Annotated in this window: 16 protein-coding genes; 5 read left to right on the forward strand and 11 right to left on the reverse strand. The window is 39.6% G+C overall.

What is annotated here, in order from left to right; genetic code table 11:
- Window positions 1–221: 221 nt before the first annotated feature.
- Entirely contained in the window at window positions 222–686 is a 465-nt protein-coding gene (locus FTT87_RS06395; RefSeq protein ID WP_166168911.1) for a MarR family winged helix-turn-helix transcriptional regulator, read from the reverse strand.
- A gap of 145 nt (window positions 687–831) precedes the next feature.
- Window positions 832–1299: a MarR family winged helix-turn-helix transcriptional regulator gene (locus FTT87_RS06400; protein WP_180042955.1), complete on the reverse strand. Its 468-nt coding sequence runs from the start codon at window positions 1297–1299 to the stop codon at window positions 832–834.
- 907 nt (window positions 1300–2206) lie between these two features.
- Between FTT87_RS06400 and FTT87_RS06405 the strand changes: the two genes are divergently transcribed.
- Window positions 2207–3733, forward strand: a complete 1527-nt coding sequence (locus FTT87_RS06405) for a transporter associated domain-containing protein (protein WP_180042956.1) — start codon at window positions 2207–2209, stop codon at window positions 3731–3733.
- A gap of 278 nt (window positions 3734–4011) precedes the next feature.
- A complete protein-coding gene (locus FTT87_RS06410; RefSeq protein ID WP_086195454.1) occupies window positions 4012–4743 on the forward strand; it encodes a hypothetical protein in 732 nt (243 codons plus the stop codon).
- 111 nt (window positions 4744–4854) lie between these two features.
- Here FTT87_RS06410 and thiM read toward each other — a convergent pair whose 3' ends face one another.
- The 3 genes from thiM to FTT87_RS06425 form a co-directional block, all read right to left on the reverse strand.
- Window positions 4855–5676 carry a hydroxyethylthiazole kinase gene (gene thiM / locus FTT87_RS06415; RefSeq protein ID WP_086195453.1) on the reverse strand — a complete coding sequence of 274 codons (822 nt, stop codon included), beginning with the start codon at window positions 5674–5676 and terminating at the stop codon, window positions 4855–4857.
- A 75-nt stretch (window positions 5677–5751) separates the two neighbouring features.
- Entirely contained in the window at window positions 5752–6915 is a 1164-nt protein-coding gene (locus FTT87_RS06420) for a hypothetical protein (RefSeq protein ID WP_086195452.1), read from the reverse strand.
- 255 nt (window positions 6916–7170) lie between these two features.
- Complete coding sequence (locus FTT87_RS06425; RefSeq protein WP_180042958.1) at window positions 7171–7434, reverse strand: hypothetical protein; 264 nt, start codon at window positions 7432–7434, stop codon at window positions 7171–7173.
- 433 nt (window positions 7435–7867) lie between these two features.
- Here FTT87_RS06425 and pepN point away from each other — a divergent pair, with 433 nt between their 5' ends.
- Window positions 7868–10474 carry an aminopeptidase N gene (gene pepN, locus FTT87_RS06430; RefSeq protein WP_180174560.1) on the forward strand — a complete coding sequence of 869 codons (2607 nt, stop codon included), beginning with the start codon at window positions 7868–7870 and terminating at the stop codon, window positions 10472–10474.
- Window positions 10475–10770: 296 nt separating this feature from the next.
- Window positions 10771–10986, forward strand: coding sequence for a hypothetical protein (locus FTT87_RS06435; protein ID WP_180042960.1), 216 nt, complete (start codon window positions 10771–10773; stop codon window positions 10984–10986).
- Window positions 10987–11149: 163 nt separating this feature from the next.
- Here the strand turns inward: FTT87_RS06435 and FTT87_RS06440 are convergent, their stop codons facing one another.
- Window positions 11150–11593: a universal stress protein gene (locus tag FTT87_RS06440; RefSeq protein WP_131274561.1), complete on the reverse strand. Its 444-nt coding sequence runs from the start codon at window positions 11591–11593 to the stop codon at window positions 11150–11152.
- 131 nt (window positions 11594–11724) lie between these two features.
- The gene (locus FTT87_RS06445; RefSeq protein ID WP_166168925.1) at window positions 11725–12168 is read right to left on the reverse strand and encodes a universal stress protein; all 444 of its coding nucleotides are present in this window, start codon (window positions 12166–12168) and stop codon (window positions 11725–11727) included.
- 267 nt (window positions 12169–12435) lie between these two features.
- Here FTT87_RS06445 and FTT87_RS06450 point away from each other — a divergent pair, with 267 nt between their 5' ends.
- On the forward strand, window positions 12436–13437 hold the full coding sequence (locus FTT87_RS06450) for an alpha/beta hydrolase (protein ID WP_373423501.1): 1002 nt from the start codon (window positions 12436–12438) through the stop codon (window positions 13435–13437).
- Between the two features lie 349 nt (window positions 13438–13786).
- Here the strand turns inward: FTT87_RS06450 and FTT87_RS06455 are convergent, their stop codons facing one another.
- The 4 genes from FTT87_RS06455 to FTT87_RS06470 form a co-directional block, all read right to left on the reverse strand.
- Complete coding sequence (locus tag FTT87_RS06455) at window positions 13787–14968, reverse strand: benzoate/H(+) symporter BenE family transporter (protein ID WP_180042961.1); 1182 nt, start codon at window positions 14966–14968, stop codon at window positions 13787–13789.
- 136 nt (window positions 14969–15104) lie between these two features.
- Window positions 15105–15755 carry a leucine efflux protein LeuE gene (gene leuE, locus FTT87_RS06460; RefSeq protein ID WP_180042962.1) on the reverse strand — a complete coding sequence of 217 codons (651 nt, stop codon included), beginning with the start codon at window positions 15753–15755 and terminating at the stop codon, window positions 15105–15107.
- 80 nt (window positions 15756–15835) lie between these two features.
- Complete coding sequence (tal, locus tag FTT87_RS06465) at window positions 15836–16825, reverse strand: transaldolase (protein ID WP_180080290.1); 990 nt, start codon at window positions 16823–16825, stop codon at window positions 15836–15838.
- Window positions 16826–16913: 88 nt separating this feature from the next.
- Window positions 16914–17804, reverse strand: a complete 891-nt coding sequence (locus FTT87_RS06470) for a LysR family transcriptional regulator (RefSeq protein ID WP_180080287.1) — start codon at window positions 17802–17804, stop codon at window positions 16914–16916.
- Window positions 17805–17831 lie beyond the last annotated feature (27 nt).

Here is a 17831-nt window from a genome sequence, read left to right on the forward strand (position 1 = left end):
GAAAGTTGGGTGTATTTCTTCATTGTGTGCTTTCCAATTGCGAGTTGAAAAAGTCCAATGATTCTACGAATACACCTAACTTTTTCAACTAACTACAAATGTGTCGCACTTGGGATTTGAATCTGCGAAATGTAAAAAATGCATGAATTGTATATTATCTGTAAAGTCCAAAAGAAAAATTCAGTATTAAACCGAAATTTTAAATTTACAGCTCTATTACATTATCGTGATAAATTTTTAAAAATATGTTGCAGGCTTTCCATCATTTTTTCAATTTGTAAAGGGGTTAAACCATCGAATGATTGTTCCAAAACCACATTGGTCAGGTCATTAATTTTCTGAGCCATTTGTTGTCCTTTCTCGGTTAGGATAACTCGGGTAATCCGGGCGTCATCTTCACATGAATAGGTTTCAACCAGTCCTTCATCTTTTAAACGATAGACAATTTTGGTGGTGGTTGACATTTTAGACACCACCATTTCGGATAGATCTGACACGCTGGCACGAGGTTTGGATTTTAAAGCGAGCAAGATACGGCGACGTGAATTGTCCAGACCATATTTTTTCAGTGCATGATCAACATTTTGTACGTATTGAGCATGCACTTGACTAACCCAGTAATATGGAAAATTTTCCAGCTCAAAATTATCTGTAGATGGTAAAAACTTACTGTATTTTTTTGTCATCTATACTCTTCCCAATAATAATTGTTGTAATTGTATTTTATTATTGTAACTTATTTTTAATAAATTTAAAGTGAAAACGATATCTTTTAAAATATTGTAAAGTAAAACTTAAAAATCATTTGTTTACTTTCGAATTTAACCCGACTTAATGGGCTAAATTTTTAAAAATATATTTTAAACTTTCCATCATTTTTTCAATTTGTAGGGGAGTCAGACCTTCAAAAGATTGTTCCAAAACCACATTGGTCAGGTCATTAATCTTATGTGTCATTTGTTGTCCTTTCTCGGTTAGGACAACTCGGGTAATCCGGGCATCATCTTCACATGAATAGGTTTCAACCAGTCCTTCATCTTTTAAGCGATAGACGATTTTGGTGGTGGTCGACATTTTGGAAATGACCATTTCGGAGAGGTCTGAGACGCTGGCATGAGGTTTGGATTTTAGTGACAGTAAAATACGGCGACGTGAATTGTCCAGTCCGTATTTTTTCAAAGCGTGATCTACATTTTGTATATATTGGGCATGCACTTGAGTGACCCAATAATAAGGAAAATTTTCCAGAGAGAAATCTTCTGCAATAGAAGGTAAAAATTTACTGTACTTTTTAGTCATGGAGAAAAGCCTCCCTAAGATTGTTGTATTTAATTTGTTGAAAAGCGTCTTATTTAAATCCAATTTTGCCTAACAACGCACATTATTTTTATTGTTATTAATATATCTCAAGTTTTTTATATTGCAATAAGGAAACTTATATTTATAAATTTCCTTACAAAAAGAATTAAAATTGAGCATAAGGGTTAGAAAAGAGAGGGCATAGCTGTCTTGGTCTTGATGAAATCCGACAATATTTTGAACGAAATTCAATACGTGTACGAGGATTTCAGGATTTTGATATGTTCTGAAGATAACGTTGTTCTGGGGATGTTGTATTGTAAAGTGGCAGGCTGTGGCAGGCTTAAGCATTTCAAACTTTTGGGCAGTATGCCTGAACATGATCTTATTTATGAGGTATTGCACATCATCCTGTAAATTTTAATAATAGAATTAGAAGCTTGCCTATCTTAAGTTTAGCTATCATTTATTCAATTCAATAATCTTGATCATCCTTGATTCGAATGAAAAAGGTTGGGAAACTGGTCTTGTTAATAAAATATTTTCGACATTGGGATTGTACATACAATAAGTCAATCCCGTGTCGTGTATACAAGTAAATCCTCTAAATAAGTCTTTAAATAAATAATTGTTTAATAATATTTTTTGAATAATTTATTCATTGAAGGATCAATCTTAATTTTCTTAATCTAAAAATCGGATAAGGTCGAAATAAAAGCGTCAAAAGTAAGCTAAATTGCATGGCAGGCTAAGATGAAACTGCTCAAAATACAAAAATTTGATTACAAATTTAATAGATTGTGCATAATAAATTTATCTATTGTTGAAAAGGTCACTTATATGGATCCGTCGCCGTGCCGGTTTAAATTTTTTTTAACCAAATTCTTGCAAACGGAGATATAAACTAATGGAGTTTTTATTAGATCCGGGAATTTGGGTTGGTTTGCTTACCCTTATTGTTTTAGAAATTGTTTTAGGTATTGATAACCTAGTATTTATTGCCATTTTGGCCGAAAAACTTCCTCCAGAACAACGTGATAAAGCACGTGTAGTAGGTCTTTCCCTAGCTTTATTCATGCGCTTGGGCTTATTGTTTGCTATCTCTTGGTTAGTCACTTTGACCAAACCGCTTATTACCGTCTTTGATTGGACATTCTCAGGGCGAGATCTTATTCTTTTATTCGGTGGTTTATTCCTGGTCTATAAAGCTGTGACTGAACTGCATGAAAAAATTGAGGGCAAGCCTGAAGTTAAAGTTACCACCAATATTGTTTATGCAAGTTTTACCGCAGTTGTTGCACAAATTGTAGTGCTAGACGCGGTATTCTCTCTAGATTCGGTGATTACCGCAATTGGCATGGTCGACAACATCTATGTGATGATGGTGGCCATGATTGTTGCCATGGCTGTGATGTTACTGGCTTCTAAATCGTTAACTGCTTTTGTAAACCGACATCCGACTGTCGTGATTCTGTGCTTAAGTTTCTTGTTGCTGATTGGTATTAGCCTAATTGCAGAAGGTTTTGGTTTCCATATTCCGAAAGGTTATATTTATTCAGGTATTGGTGTTGCCATTGCAATTGAAGCATTTAACCAGTTTGGTCAACGTAATGTAGCCAAACATGAATCTAAAATTCCATTACGTCACCGTACTGCAGATTCCATCTTGAAAATGATGGGCGGCAAAATGGAAACGGTCACTAACAGTGCTCAGCACTTTGAAGCGCAAGAAGCATTTGCTGATGAAGAGCGTTATATGATTGGTGGGGTATTAACCCTGGCAGAAAGGTCAGTTGCTTCGATCATGACTCCGCGCAGCCAGATTTCCTGGGTGAATTTGGATGACAGTGCTGAACAGATTCGTGAACAGGTACTTGCTGTACCGCATAGCTTGTTTCCAGTTTGTCGTGGTAGCCTGGATAAAGTATTGAGTGTGGTTCGTGCCAAAGAACTCCTTGATGTCATTGAAGAGCCAGAACAGCTCAGGGCTTTAATCAAACGCCATCGTCCGATTTATATTTTTGAAAAAATGAAAGTGATTGATGCCATTAATACCTTGCGTAGCTCGAAAGGTTCATTGGTATTGGTGAGTGACGAGTTTGGAAATGTGCAAGGTTTGATTTCTCCTCTGGATGTATTTGAGGCGATTGCAGGTGAATTCCCGGATGCTGATGAGCAGCTCGACTTGGTAAAAATTGATGATCATACTTGGAAAGCCTCTGGTATGCTTGATGTGTATCAGCTTGAACTGGAGCTGGGCATGCTGGATTTAGTTGAAGACGAGGCTGGTTATATCAGTCTTGCCGGTCTGATTTTAGAGAAAACTCATGGCAAAGTCAGTCTTGGGGCGCAACTGGAATATCACGGTATTCACTTTGAAGTGACTGAACTGGAAGATAACCGGATTAAGTCCGTACTCATTACCTATCCTTAGAGAATATGCTTGGGTAGAGTTTGGTAAAGAAGGTGATTCAGGATTTAAACTCGAGATTTATATCTTTTAATCCCTCTTTTTCCCTATTGAAAAAGCCTAATAGACTCGATCTGTTGGGCTTTTTTATTGTGCTTTGCCGTATTTTTATACAAAAAATTTCCTGAAATACTGCAACAAGATAAAAAATGGATGAATTGAGTTTAAATCCCTATTTCTAGTGATATTTAAGTAGATTGGAATCAGGAATAATTAATATATCAAAAAATTGGATCAATTTGATGCGTATTACAGAAACGATTTTCGATTTTGCAAAACTTGCATCTGAAGAAAAGCATCGTTTTTTTAAACTGGTCTGTGAGTTTGATCAGCACATTTTTCCGGATTCTTGCGAAGAAGAAATTTATAATTTTGTCTATGATCAGGATGCTGTTTCAGTTCTGGTCGTTCATTATTACCATAAGGACACACTGGTCGGACAAAATATTATTCCTGTGCTTAAGCTTTCTCTAGAGGGACAGCCTATCTTTGTGGTGAGTTACCGGGCGAGTATTTTACCCGCTTATCGTAAAGGTAACAGAACACTTAAAACCGCAATCCGAGTGGCAATCAATCAGCGAATTCGACATCCTTCCATTCCATTATGGTTTGTACCGACCATCATACAGCCTAAAATTTATACTTATTTTGCGTCTCGCTCACAGAATTTCTTTCCACGTAGATGCAAAGAAATTCCCCAACAATATTTAAAAGTTCTACAGATGATTCAGCAGCGTAAATCTGAAGTGCATAAACGTCGCGAAGATATTTTTGTCTATCCCTATGTGATGCCTCGCACTACACCTGAGCACATTCAACGTCTTAGAAATAAGGCAACACCGCATAGCAATTTTTTTATGCAGCATGTGCCGGACTATTTTGATGGCATGGGCTTGCTCTGTATCTGCAAATTGGATTTGCCAACGATTTTGGAAACGGTATTTAATTTATTTACAGGTCGAAAAATCTATTAAATTTCCGTCGTCATTCACTTTTTTATACCGATACTGGCATGAATATAAGCCCAGACCCGGTCATTACAATCTGAACCAGGTCAACCTTAGTAACCGGAATGTAGACTAAACTTAAAGGCTAAGAATTTTAAGATCCGCATATTGCTGGATTAAATCCGGATTTAAACTTTGAATTTGATCCATAAAGGCCACATTAAAACGTCCGACCGTTTGAGCTTGATCGAAGGCCAGTTTTCCTGCAATGGCAAAATGGGTATGGGCTGCAATCGTCGCAATAGTTGGTGATGTAACAGCGCAATAAGCTGCGATTAATGCACCCAGTGCACAACCTGTCGCAGTGACTTTGGGCTGTAAATAAGAACCGCCATTGACCTGAATTACGACATCTAGCTCTTTAGTCAAAATAAAATCGGATTCACCAGAAATGGCAATACAGTCAGCATGGGCTAACAGTACTTTAGCCTGATGATAGACATCGGCACTATCCAAAGTGCTATCCACGCCTTTGGATTCTACCTGGTTGCCTGCAAGCGTACTGATTTCTGAAGCATTACCTCGAATGACCGTGGGATGATATTGCAGTAATTTATCTACCATATCCGAACGCCATTTTAGAATAGGTCCATAACCTACTGGGTCGAGCACCCATGGGGTATGGGTATGCTGTGCTGTTTGTGCAGAAATTTGCATGGCCTGCATCTGTTCATGGGTGGGTGTACCCAGATTAATACTGAGTGCAGCGGCAATCGTAGTAAAACTTTCCGCTTCAAATGGATTGTCAATCATAGCCGGAGAGGCACCTGCTGCCAGCAATACATTGGCTGCATAATTTGCTGCAACACTGTTAGTAATACATTGCACCAAAGGCTGCCGGCTTTGCAGTTGTGTCCATGCTTCAACAATCTGCTCGACCAATGTTGACGTTTGATTCATGGGATTATTCCTTGAATTGTACAGGGTAGAGTCGGAGAAACTGGACATATCAATCACCATCTAGTGGGTGAAATTCTATTGGGTAAAATAGTGGTCTTGATGCTTACAGGTTCGACAGCAGAGTGTCACATAATTTTCAGCATCATAATCGACAGTAAGTTCATTAGAACCACAATACATACAGCGTTTTTGTGAATAAAAACTTAATCGCGGTTCAATTTTTTTCCATAACTTCCAGATGGGCTGGAAAAAAATACTTTCATCATAGCCCAGAAAGCGGAACAACAGGATTTCGCTCATCTTGCTAAAAGGAATGTTGTGTGGACGAGGCAGGGTGGAGGTTTCCCATTTTTCAGTTACGGAACGTTCACGATATTGTTGTAAGGTTTTCTTTAACAAATTGGTGTTAATGAAGTTTTCATTGCGTGCTTGTAGTACTTTTTGCTGATGCAAATATTCTAAAGCAGTTTGTACTAAATAGTAGATTTGACCTACTGCCAGAGAATCCATCAGGCGATAGCAGAAGGTCTGAAAGCTGTTGTTCCCTGCAATTTGAATGCCCCAAGTCCGACAATAAAACTGGGCGAACTGAATAATTTCCTGATACAGCACCAGATAAAGCGTATTTTTGACTTCATCGGCATTTTTAAAAGGCACACCCAAGGTTAAATTTTCATAGAACCAGTTTCTCAGTTGCTGGGTAATACTGAACAGACTCGGTTCCGAATAACCGTCCAAACGGACATTGACGTAATAATGATGGGCTTCGGATGCAAAATCCTTGGCAATCAGGATCTGTTCTTTTACCAGTTGCTTGATCAAATAATTCTGGAACAGATAATTTGGTGTAAGGGAATGATATTTAATGTTTTCCCAGTCTATATATTCATGATGCGTAGTATGTTCCTGAACCTGATTATCCAGAATACTGAGTAAAAACAATTTATTTAAAAAACTGATTTGATCCAGCCGGTATTCAACAGCATCTTTGTCTTTGGACTTCAGCTTACGCTGTTCTTGCAGCCGTGTTTCAGCCAGCATTTTTTTACGCTTGGACAGACATGTTTCACAGTGGCAGTTGCCACGTCCATCTTGAAACAGGCGATGATGACAGTGGCTGCATTCATGAAAATTCATTGCTTGATCGTACTGTTCAGCCTCTATCCAGAACATGGATGCCTGACATAAAGGACATGATGTACTTTCATCGAGCTGTTTTTGCAGAATTTGAAGAAGCATGGAATGGGTCGATCACAAGTCGGGTTAATCATTGCAGAGATTATACACCTGTCTTTTGCCAGGACGTGATGGAATAGTACTGAATGGAAAATAATTCGCTAAGCACAAGCTGGCCAGAAAGTAGGATACTGAAAAAATAGCCTAAGTTTTACAATACATTGAAATATGTGGAGGTGAAGACCTGATCTTTCATCTCCACAATAAAGGATAGAGGGCATCAGAAGGATGGGATTGAATCAGAAGGTAAGTTTTCGGTTAATAAGAGGCAGGACAAGGCAGAGACTCATCCTCCTCGCCTAGCTGCTTTGCATTAATCAAGGCCTGAACTTTTTTAGATGGAACTTTTTTGCTTCCTAGAGCATCGTAATTATTTAAAATTGCGCAAATATCCGCTGATTTCATTGGAATACCTTCACAGCTTAGAAACATGGCAATCACTTTGTGATCAATTCCGGCAGCATCAAGCGTTTGCATGGTTTTGATATTTTCAACGCGAACAATATGGTCTTTTAAATACATAATACACCTCTTCTCGTTTTGTTTTAATTTTATAGTGCGCTTTACACAGATGAATACAAGCAAAAATCGTGCTCAAAATGTAGTCATCTTGAAAGTTAGTGTCAATTTGGGTTAAGTCATTTTAGTCAATCTGAAAAAATTGAATTTATACAAACATATATGGAAAGCATCATTTCCGCCGTAGATGGTTATATGTCGGAAAGTGAGGTTCATATCAAGATTGACATGGTTCATGTACTGCACTCATGCATCTTTAGTGGTCAATGAGGACATTAATTGTACCAATGTGCGTAATCTGAATTGAAAACAGGCAGCAATATGCCCATATAAGACTTAAATCAATGGCACAGACAGATTGCGAAAGTTGTCGTATGATCGAAGCATTTCACAACAACAACGTCTTGGCTTAAGAACGACAGGATTAGGACATTATATGAATATCGCGGCAAACCCGGTGGTTGAAGCAGACCAGACTGTTTATTTAAAAGACTATCAAAAACCTTCTTTTTTGGTGGATTCAATCAACTTAGATATTCGAGTCTATTCAGATCATACCCAAGTCAATGCAAACCTGGTGATGAAACGCCAGACTGCCGGCGATTTGGTGCTGCTGGGCCGTGATCTGGAATTAAAATCCATTACTTTAAACGGCAAGTTGCTGACTGAGGCAGATTACACGCTTGATTCAGAACAATTGGTGATTGCCAATGCACCAGATCAGGTCATTCTGGAAACTGAAGTGGTCATTCATCCGGAAAGCAATACCCAGCTTGAAGGTTTGTATCAGGCCAGTGGTGATTTATTCGTAACGCAAAACGAGCCTGAAGGTTTCCGTAAAATTACCTTCTATCCAGACCGTCCGGATGTCCTGTCTGTATTTACTACCCGTGTCGAAGCCGATAAAAAATTTCCGGTACTGTTAGCCAATGGTAACCTGATGGAAGCTGGTGAGGCTGGTGAAGGTCGTCATTATACTATCTGGCAAGATCCGACCAAAAAACCAAGCTATCTGTTTGCCTGTGTGATTGGTGATTTGGCGGTACTGAAAGATTCTTATGTGACCTCTGAAGGCCGTAATGTATCGCTGGAAATTTATGCCGAAGAAAAAGATATTCCAAAATGTCACATTGCCATGGAAGCATTGAAACATTCGATGCAATGGGATGAGGAACATTATGGTCGTCCCTATGACCTAGACAATTACATGATTGTGGCAACCAGTGCCTTTAACATGGGTGCCATGGAAAATAAAGGTCTGAATATTTTCAATACGTCTTGTGTGCTTGCCGATGAAGAATACACCACTGATGCTGCCATCATGCGGGTACAGTCGGTCATTGCCCATGAATACTTCCATAATTGGACCGGAAACCGGATTACCTGCCGTGACTGGTTCCAGTTGTGCCTGAAAGAAGGCTTGACGGTATTCCGTGATCAGTCTTTCTCAGAAGATTTACAGTCCGCAGCGGTACAACGTATTGATGATGTAGCTGTACTTAAAGCCCACCAGTTCCCTGAAGATTCTGGTCCATTATCGCATCCGCCACGTCCAGATCATTTTGTCGAAATTAATAACTTCTATACGGCGACGGTGTACGAAAAAGGTGCGGAAATTAACCGTATGATGTCGACCTTACTGGGTAAGGAAAAATTCCGCCAAGGGACTGACGAATACTTCCACCGTCATGACGGTCAGGCAGTAACCGTTGAGAACTGGGTGGCTGCGCTTACTGCTGGTTCAGGCGTGGATTTATCGGCATTCCTGATCTGGTATAACCAACCGGGTACGCCAAAACTGCAAGCCACAGGCGAGTATGATGCTGCAACTCAAACCTATCGCTTAAGCTTTAAACAAAGTTTAAAAACGAATGCAAAATATCCTAACCTCAAAGCGGTTCCGATTCCTGTGGCTTTGGCATTGTTTAATGCCGAAACAGGTGAGCAATATACCTTGCAATCTGAAGCACTGTTTGAAAATGGCGTAAAAGATGGCATGTATTTATTTGATCAAAATGAGGCAAGCATTGAATTTAGTGGCGTAACGGCAAAACCTGTGGTGTCATTGCTGCGTAATTTTTCTGCACCGGTCAATCTTGAATTCAACTATTCAGATGAAGAACTGGCCTTCTTGATGCAATATGAAACCAATGGTTTTAACCAGTGGCAGGCCACTCAAACCCTGCTGGAACGTATTTTTCTGGAAGAGCATGATGCTGATATTTATATTCAAGCTATGAAACATACTTTGCCTGAAGTCATTAAAAAAGATCCACTTTTGGCCTCACGTCTGTTTGATGTACCGACCGAAGGCTATTTGGGTAGCCGTATCGATACCGATTATCAACCTGCTAAAATTCAGGAACAGCGTAATGCTTTAATGGACACGTTAGCACGTGAATTGGGCGCATTCTGTAAACAGACTTATCTGGACTTAGATCCGGATAATCAGGGCGAATTCTCTCAGGCGATGGGTGTACGTGCCCTCAGAAACATCATGCTTGCTATGATTGCACGTCAGGGTGATGCCTCTGCCTTTGATTTAGCGTATGAACAGTATCATACAGGCAATATGTCTGAACGTTTGGGTGCACTTAAAGTCTTGGTTTGGAATGATGCGCCACAAGCCAAAGAAGCTTTAGCAGACTTCTATAGCCGCTTTGAAGATGAAGCCTTGTCGTTAGATCAATGGTTTCTGGTTCAGGCAGCGCATCCAAAAGCAAATGCAGAAACCATCAAATACTTAACTTCACATCCAGACTATGATTTGGGGAACCCCAACCGTATTCGTTCGGTAAGTGGCGGTTTAAATGCAAATCCAGTCAATACCTGGAGTTTTGGTGTGCAACACTTTATTGATCTGGCTAAATATCTGGACGAGAAAAACCCGATTGTCGGTTCACGCTTATTACAAGTGCTTTCTCGCTGGTACACCTTGGCAGAGCCACAACGTACAGAAGTGAAAAATGCACTGGAAGCCTTAAAGCCACAAGTGAAATCTAAAAACGTATCGGAAACTTTGAATAGTATGTTGAGTATCTAACTGAGCATCCATTAATCATGAAAAGCCTTTTCTTGGTGCAAACTGAGAAAAGGCTTTTTTGTTGATATTTCAAGTATTGTACGGGCTGAAAATGCTGCTTATGTTTAGATTAACTTAGTTGAATACTGGAATAGTAAGACATAATTCATATTGCATAATTACTTTAAAAGTGTCGAATAAATCACTGTTATGGCTTAAAATAGCCATGTCAAAGCTCATCTTAAGGTGAGCTTTTATCATTTACAGACTGTGATTGCATTAGCCTGTCATTTTACTAAATAGACTGGAGATTGGTTTTGTTAGTTAAAATTGAAGATGGTTTCTACCTAAATTCTCAGCATATCATTGCAATTCGGGTTTCAAAAAATGCGACTGACGGAAATTTTGCTGTGTTGATTGAATATACACCGAATAATATTCAGGCGATGGGAAGCTATCAAAAAAACTTTGCCAGCAAACTTGAAGCAGAAATTTACCTGCAAAATTTACATCAGCATATTTCCAAAACATAAACTGTGTTGAGGTTACTTCAATGCTGATTAAAAACAGTTTCTTTGGCAAATACGCCCCATTCAGTTTACCAGCTTGAGATCAAGTGCATGGCTGGCGGCAGAAGCAAATGATAGACATACTTATGTAATAAAAAGTCCCTGTGTTGCAGGGACTTTTTATTGCTTAGACTTTCATAATCAGTACTGGAATAGGAGACTGAGTCAAGACTTCTTGGGCCACACTTCCCAACACTAATTTCTTAAATCCGGTACGACCATGTGAGCCCATAATAATCAGATCGGCACCCACTTCATCGGCAACCTGCATAATACCTTCAGCAGGTGATACACCCCGAACGATTTTGGTATCGACTGCAATGCCATCACGAATGAAAGATTGCTTGATTTCTGCCAGGTTCAACTGTGCATTTTTTTCAGCTTCGATAAAGTAATCGGTAATTGCCGGTGCGACTTTATAAAAATCAACTCCAACAAAAGGATCAACCGCAATCACACTGGTAATGGTGACCTGGCAATTTAAAGGTTTGGCCAAAGCCAGAGCCTGTTCAACAGCGGCATAAGAAATAGGAGATTCATCTACTGGAACCAAAATATGTTTATAAGTCATGAAATTACCTTATGAATATTGCTGAATGGATAAGTGTGATGGAGATTTATAATCAGTTATGATGATCATTTTACCAATTGCCGAAATTGATAAAATGAGCCTTTCATCTATGGAGAGGCTCATTAAAAAACTTATTCTTTGACCACTAAAACAGGAAGCTTGGTGGTTTTTAGAACATCCTGAGCAAAGCTGCCCAGAAGGAATTTTTGAAAACCTTTACGACCGTGAGAACCCATCACAATCAGGTCAGTTTTCAATTTTTCCGCAGTTTCCAGAATACCTTCTTCTGAAATATTGCCCTTAATGATTTGAGGTGTTGCAATGACACCATTTTCAGCGGCAATTGCTTTGGCTTTTTCTAAGGCTTTTTCGGCATTGGCATAAGCCTGCACAAAATATTCTTTCATGATTGGAGATGGATAATAAAAATCTGCTTGAGAAAATGGGTCTTCAGTAACCAAGCTGATCAATGTTAACTGACTGGAAAATGCTTTAGCAATTTGAGCTGCATTTTTAACTGCAGAGAAAGAAATTTCTGAGCCATCAACTGGGACTAAAATATTTTGATAAGACATAAGCATGATTCCTTAGCATTTATTATGTAGCTATTGTTTATACATAGCACATTGTATTGAATTGATCAATTTACTCTGTAAAAAATGTTTTAAAATTCATTAAATTATATACAAATTATAAATATAACTGTATTCACTGTGACATTCAAAAACCGAGTTTAAAAATCAACATTTGGGCCTGTATTTCTAAATGTTTAAACAGTCATTAAAATGCTGCAAAATATGATGATTTTTCTCAATTTTGTGGAAAAGTTGATAGGGCAAATTGTGTATTCGAAATCTTTTAGTCTAAGTGTATGCCTCATTGCTGCACTATCCAGTAGTGCTTGCCAGAATATACAAAGCAATAGCAAGGTCATTGCCAGTGTATTTAATGCCTCGACCAATGTTCAAAAAAAGTTTATTGATCGGCATGCTCCTGAAGTTTTAGCTCAAACCAATATTGCATATCTGCAAAATCCGGTGCTGCATCTGGATCTTTACCAACCCCGTGATATTGCAGAGTTGGGAAACCGGCCAACGGTGGTCTGGATTCATGGCGGTGGCTGGATTTCCGGTTCTAAACAACATGCTCGAGGCTACTTTAAACGTCTTGCTGATCAAGGCTATAACGTGGTTTCAGTCGAATACCAATTTGCTCCGCAAACGATTTATCCTGAGCAGCTGCTGCAAATTAATCAGGCCCTAAAATTCATTAGCGAGCATGCCGAGACTTACCATATTAATGCCCAGCACCTGTATCTGGCGGGTGACTCGGCAGGTGCAAATTTAGTCAGTCATTATGCAGCTTTACTCAGTAATCCTGATTTTGCCCGAAAGTCTGCGATTTCACCGTTAATCCAGCGTGAGCAAATTAAAGGGTTGATCCTGCATTGTGGTATTTATGATATGAATGCCTTTATCAAAACGGCTCCAGATGAATTAAAACTGATTGAATGGGGAGTGTTTAATCTGGTTCAGGCCTATACCGGCAATAAAAAAGATGATACAGATTTCTTAAAAAGCATTTCTCCCATTCAATATTTAACTGCGAATTATCCGCCTGTTTTCATTAGTGGCGGCAATAAAGACTTTTTGACCAGGACTCAGTCTGTCCCTTTTGTAAGTGCTTTGCTTAATCAGAAGATACCGGTAACCGAAGTTTTTTATCCTGAGTCTAAAGAGTTTTTGGTCCATGAATATCAGTTTATGATGAGTAAAAGGGCCAGTCAGCAGACATTTAAGCAAACCATCCAGTTTATTCAAAAATATAGTGATTCAGCTTTGTAGCTTCGTTTTAGACAGGTCATATCTAAAAATGGGACAGCCCTTAAATTATTTAAAATAGTACTTTAATGTAAATTGAGCAAAAGATGATTAGAATTCTGTTTTGTTAGCTTATCCCTTACTGGGTTTAGCTATTATTTTAGAAGAAACAGAACTCACTTTTTGCTCAAAATGGAAGATTCTGGCAAACAGGGATCGAGTTTGCTGGTGATTGTGTGTTCTAAATTCATCGGGCGGGGTTAGCAGGAAGATTAAGAAATTATCATCCTGCATGTCAAGCACACAATTATAAACCTGATTCTGGCTTACCCTGTGCAGGAATATCCATAGCCTGATTAATAAACCGCAAAAATTATTTGCAGGATTGCACTACTTTAAACTTGAATATAATGGATACGACAATACCAAAAATTAAACCCCAGAAGGCTGAACCAATCCCAAAAAACTGAATGCCGGAAGCGCTGAATAAAAAGGTCAATAATGCGGCTTCTCGTTCGCGGACATCCTGAAAGGCGATAGCTATGTTGTGGCTAATGGTGCCCAGTAAGGCAATGCCGGCCAGAGCAACAATAAAAATGGCTGGGAAAGACATCAGCAAACTGGTCAGTGTCGCCGCGAAAACCCCCATCAAGATATAGAAAAATCCACAGCTTATGCCGGCAATATAGCGTTTCTCTGGGTCAGGATGAACCTGATCATCCAGACTGACGGCTGCACTAATGGCTGCAATATTGACCGTGTAACAGCCAAATGGAGCCAGCAGGGTCTGGGTAACTCCGGTCCAGCCAATCAGCTGATTGACATGGGGCTGATAGCCATAGCTTTTGATCATGGCAATACCGGGTAAATATTGTGATGCCATGTTAATGACGAATAATGGCAAGGCCAAACCCAAAAGGGCGGACCAGCTAAATTCAGGACTAATCCATACCGGTTGCGCCAAACTCCATTGTAAAACTGGAGGATGAAACTGCATAAACATTGGACAGAGCACAAGTCCGGCAATCACGGTAATGACGATGCTGTAACGTGGAGACAGACGTTTAGACAGAACATACGCTGCTAACAATGAAATGATAAAGCCCCAGTCATTTTGCATGCTGGCAAACAGGGCAATGCCGAATTTGAGTAACACACCTGCCAACATGGCACTAGTTAAGCTTTGTGGAATATAAGATAAAATTTTCTGAAAAATACCCGAAAAACCTAAAATGGCACTGAGTAAACCACAGACCAGAAATGCACCGATGGCTTCGTGCAAGCTATAACCATTGCCAGTGGCTAAAATCAGGGCCAGTCCAGCAGTTGACCATGACGTGGCAACTGGATATTTAAATTTCCAGGACAAAATTAAACCAGACAGTCCAATCCCTAAACCTAATGCCCAAAACCAGGAGCTAATTTGCTCTGGCGTAGCCCCTAATATTTGTGCAGCTTGAATGACCAAAACTGCCGAAACACTGATACCAATCAGAAAGGTAATGAAACCTGCAAATACCGCAGGAACGGAAAAGTCTTGGAGAAATTTGTGCATACATCCTTTGCGTGCTGGATTTGTTAAAATTTGAAAAGTGTAATAATCATACGCCTGTGGTTAATAAGCGGAAAGAAATTATTGCCTCAATTTATAGGCTTTTTACAGGTTTAATTTGCTTCTTTAGACCGTAGAACTACAGGGTTGAGGTCGCGAGTTTAATCCCGAAACCACAAAATAACAGTCCCACAGCTGCTACACATGAGGCCGTTACTTTATAACGCGAAGTAAAATAAGATGCCAGTTTTGCACCGGAAAAAATCAGGATGGTTAAATAACTCATGCTAATGATCTGCAAGATGACTGCAAGTGCAGTAAAGGTAATGGCCGGATAAGGATAGGCCGGATCGACAAACTGCACAAAAAAGGACAAATAAAATAAAATGGCTTTGGGGTTTAAAATACTGATGGTTAATGCTGTTTTAAAGGGTTGCAGCTGTTCAATATTTTTTTCTACTGTTGCTATTTGTGTTGTGGAGTGCAGGACATTCCAGGTGTGATAGGCAGCAATCAGCAATTTTATGCCCAAATAACTTAAGTAAATTGCACCGATAATCTTTAGTAAGGTAAATACCCAAGGGAAAGCATGCAGTAATGAGGCTGCACCCAATGCTGTCAGTAGAATTAAAATCAGGTCACCGGTATAGACACCAAAAGCACTTTTATAGCCGGCTTTAATACCGAAACGTGAAGCGATGGACATCACATACAGTGAATTTGGACCGGGTAGTAATACGATTAGGGTAGTGCCAATAATATAGGTGCTAAGATCGGTTATGCCGAACAAAATATACTCTCAAATCATCAAAAAAGCCGACCTGTTCACTATAACAAAATCGGCTTTTTTTAGGGAAAGATAGGAATAAATTAAGCTTTAATTTCAGCATCCAAGCCGAAAGATTGGCGCAGTAAGGTATTTAACTGTTCACGCGCTTTAATAAATCCGTCAATGCCGCTTTGTAACAGTTGAGAAGACATTAAATCTTTTTCAATCTGAGCTTTAAAGCTTTCTTGGGTTAAAGGCTCAACCTGATGCTGGCAATGGGCCTGAGTATGATCGTTGCTAAGCTGGGCCACCACTTCACGCTGGTCCTGTTTCAGTTCTGCCAGAAGGTTAGGAGAAACGGTAAGCAGATCACAGCCAGCCAATCCAAGTACCTGATCTATACTGCGGAAACTTGCGCCCATTACTTCTGTTTTGATGCAATGCTGCTTGTAGAAATGATAAATCTGTTTGACTGAAAGTACACCCGGGTCTTTATCAATTGGATAATGATCGACATTTTCCGCTTTTTTATACCAGTCCAGAATACGGCCGACAAAAGGTGAAATCAGGGTGACATTGGCGTCCGCACAGGCTTGAGCCTGATGCAAGCCGAATAACAGGGTCAAGTTACAATGAATGCCTTCAGCTTCTAATGCTTTGGCTGCCTGAATGCCTTCCCAGGTGGAAGCGATTTTAATCAGGATACGGTTCTGATCGATCCCATAGGTTTTATATAATTCCAGAAGTTCTTTGGCTTTGGCAATGGTGGCTTCAGTATCGTAAGAAAGTGCTGCATCGACTTCGGTAGAAACACGTCCTTGAATCAGTTTTAGAATTTCCACACCAAACTTGACTGTCAGGATATCGATGGTACGTTCAACCAGAAGATCGCCACTATACCCTTCAGATTTCGCCTGTTCAAAGGCAGCTTCAATCAGTTCTTTATTTTCAGGCTGATTCGCTGCAGCTGTAATCAGTGAAGGATTTGTTGTTGCATCAAGAGGGCGAAATTTTTCGATTGCGGAAAAATCGCTACTGTCGGCAACAATGGTAGTAAGGTTTTTTAATTGATTTAAGGCTGATTGAGTCATTGTCGTCTGGTTCTTAAAGTTATTTCCCGTTTATTTGTTATATCACAATCTCCTGTTATCCAAAGTAAAAAGCGCGTATAAGACCTGTCTATTTTATGTTTTTTCTTGAATTTCGGATGTGATTAATCAAAAAATGAGCAGCAGCACCCAGCTGGCTTTCACGACTCCAGACCAGATCAACAAAATATTCAAATTTTGGAGTGAAATCCAAAAAGTTAAGAATCTTAAGTTGTTGTTGAATATGCGGATTCTGGTTTAGCATTTCTAAAGGTAAAACTCCCCATCCCAGACCCTGCTGGATCATGGCACAGGCAGATAAATGGTTATCTGTACGCCAGTATTTTTTTGAAAATAACAATTCCGGCTTGATGCTGCGATCGCGACTTGCCACTACAATTTGCCGGCTTTGCAAAATTTGCTCATAGCTCACCTGTTCAAATGTGGCCAAGGGGGAATCAATAGCCGTAACCGGCACCAAAGCCTCACGCTTGAGTTCGACAAACTGTTCGCGCGTTTCCAGCTGTTCGCGTTCAAACATGAGTGCTAACTGCGCAGTCTGGTTGAGCAGCATCTTTAAGGCATCTTCCTGCGGAGCTGAAAAAATATTGATTTGCAGTTCTGGAAACTGTTTTTCCAGCAATGAAATATAGTCAATCCATTTTGTGTGCAACAGTTCAGAGACCACCACAATATTTAAAGCAGATTCCAGACCTTGACTCAGGGCAAAAGCTTGCTGTTTCCATTGATTGATTTCAATTAAGAGCTGTTCGGTTTTTTCATATAAGGTTAGCGCTTGTGGGGTCGGTACAGGCTCACGGCCAGCACGGGTGAAGAGGGATAAATTAAGATCAACTTCCAGATTGGCAATCGACATACTAACTGCCGAAGGTACTTTGCCGAGCTGTCTGGCAGCCGCAGAGAATGAGCCGCTTTCAATCACGGTTTTAAATATGATCAGTTGTTCTTGATTAATATTCATCTATCAAAACTTTTGAAAGAATCTAAT

The sequence above is a fragment of the Acinetobacter sp. YH01022 genome (assembly GCF_013420235.1).
Lineage (GTDB): Bacteria > Pseudomonadota > Gammaproteobacteria > Pseudomonadales > Moraxellaceae > Acinetobacter.